The organism is Paenibacillus profundus (assembly GCF_021369635.1).
Taxonomy (GTDB): domain Bacteria; phylum Bacillota; class Bacilli; order Paenibacillales; family Paenibacillaceae; genus Paenibacillus_B; species Paenibacillus_B profundus.
In genome coordinates this window covers 1-2373 of record NZ_JAJNBZ010000085.1, presented here as the reverse complement: position 1 = coordinate 2373, position 2373 = coordinate 1, and the positions used below count along the sequence as shown (strand labels likewise).

The 2373-nt window shown below is 37.8% G+C and carries 2 protein-coding genes; both read left to right on the top strand.

Annotated elements, in window-relative coordinates; genetic code table 11:
• Positions 1-185: 185 nt before the first annotated feature.
• Entirely contained in the window at positions 186-497 is a 312-nt protein-coding gene (locus LQV63_RS31150; protein WP_233699640.1) for an ArsR/SmtB family transcription factor, read from the top strand.
• Positions 498-577: 80 nt separating this feature from the next.
• A complete protein-coding gene (locus LQV63_RS31145; protein WP_233699639.1) occupies positions 578-1753 on the top strand; it encodes an MFS transporter in 1176 nt (391 codons plus the stop codon).
• Positions 1754-2373 lie beyond the last annotated feature (620 nt).

Here is a 2373-nt window from a genome sequence, read left to right as displayed (position 1 = left end):
AATTTCCATTACGGATCACTTTCAGTTACATATTCTGGTTAATCAACAGGCCTGTTATACAAGCAAATAAAATATTTTTTAGGAGTGTCGCTAAATGAGTGGTCCAGACATTGTGGCTTTATAGGGAATAAACTCAAAATTCATTTTTTATTTACAAATCTATATAAATGGATATAATAATCTATATGGAACCTTTAATGATTTATAAAGCTTTGTCTAACGAGACTCGTAGTCAAATTATGCTATGGTTAAAGAATCCAGAGGAATTCTTTGATGAAAAGCCTTATTTACAACAAGGCCTTAATTTTCGAATTGGTGTATGCGTCGGAGATATTCAGGCTAAAGCGGGACTTGCACAGTCTGTTATCTCGAGTTATTTGTTGACTATGCAAAAAGCTGGTTTGTTGGAATCTGAGCGAATCGGGAAGTGGACGTATTATCGTCGGAACGAAAAGACAATACAGGAATTTTCCGAGTACATCAAAAGTAAACTATAAAACGGAAAGGAGGTCTTTTTTTTTGCATTATACATCTATATTTCTATATATATAAATACAAATGGAGGTTTACATTTAAAATGAAGAAGGTTAACTCTTTGCTTATCATTATGCTGGCTTTAGGCGTATTCGGCATTATTACAACGGAAATGGGTATTATAGGGGTTCTGCCCCAGGTAACTCAAAAATTTAATATATCGGCTTCACAGGCAGGATGGCTTGTAAGTATATTTGCTTTAGTCGTTGCCATTTCAGGTCCATTTCTGACATTACTTACTTCCGGTATTAATCGTAAAGTCATTCTCTTAACTGCTGTGCTTATGTTTGCGATTTCAAATATTGTTTATGCCTATACAACCAAGTTCGATGTGATGCTAGCTTTTCGTATTCTTCCTGCCATTTTTCATCCTGTCTTTTTTTCAGTAGCTCTTGTGACTGCAGCTAAACTTGTCCCTCCGGAGAAAAGCAGCAAAGCGGTTACAAAGGTTTTTGCTGGAATAACGGTCGGGTTTGCTTTTGGCGTGCCTTTGACTTCTTATCTCGCGGAAAAGATTTCGTTAGAAGCCGCCTTCCTGTTTGGAGCTGTTGTAAGCATGATTGCCTTTGTAGGGATACTAGCTTGGCTTCCTTCCATGCCTGTTAAGGAAAAAATGTCTTATGGCAAGCAGCTTGGTATATTACGCAAACCTCAATTGTGGTTAAATATCGTGACAGTTATTTTTATCTTTGCAGCTATGTTTTCTGTGTACAGCTACTTTGCTGAATATCTTGGACAAGTAACACATATGAACGGGTCATGGATAAGTATCATGTTGATGGCCTTTGGTATAATCATGATTTTTGGGAATTTTTTATTTGGGAGCTTTTTGCATAAAAGCTTTACAAAGACCGTCATCATGTTTCCTCTGCTATATGCGATAATTTACTTATTCGCTTATTATTTGGGTTCTTATTTCATTCCGATGGTTATTATCGTATTCATATGGGGGGCAGTGCACTCCGGCGGGCTTATTGTCAGTCAAGCATGGTTAACGACTGAGGCGAAAGAAGCTCCCGAATTCGGCAACAGCTTGTTTGTCTCATTTTCCAATCTTGGAATTACTATAGGGACTTTTATCGGTGGTTGGTTTATTTCTCACTTGGGAATACATCAACTCATCTGGAGCGGAATTATGTTTTCACTGCTTGCTTTCTTATTGATCATGATAAAAATAAAAATTTCTAAATCGAACGCAGAAGAAGTAAACGTACGTTAGACTAACGGGGAACTATAGTTCAATAAATACCATAAAACCATATAAAAAGTGTGTTGAAATATATCAGTACCAGTGTACCTCTGAGGCGCTGAGCGACCTCTAAGTTTACTATGGGTATTGTACCTTGCGCTAAAAACCTGACATGCTACATTGGCCCGATACGGAGCTCTACATTAGATTGTGTTAATTCGAGTATCGTTAATAGAGGATAGTTAGTTCATTATATGAGCTGATCTCCTCTATTTTTTGTTTTATATAGAAATAGGAATTAAGGATCTGTCAGACTTTGTAGGATGGTTGCGTAATCCGTTTGAAAGCGGAAAAGTTACAAGGCTGCAGCGTAAGAGCGCACCGACGCGCCACCTATTCTGCCATATATATCCACATAAAAAAGTACCCTGCAAGGGGTACTCATTACTACCATGGATGAACTCCATTATTATTGTCAGTCAGTGTCGCCACGACTACAATCACTGTGGTTGAGTTCATTATAGCACTGTAGTACAGAGGTTTCATAAAACGTTTCTTGTACACCTCTCCAACTAGGTATTTTAGGTAACATTACAATTTTGACACTCCACACGGCTAAAGCCGTGGGATTCTTAGCTAGTTGGTGCTTC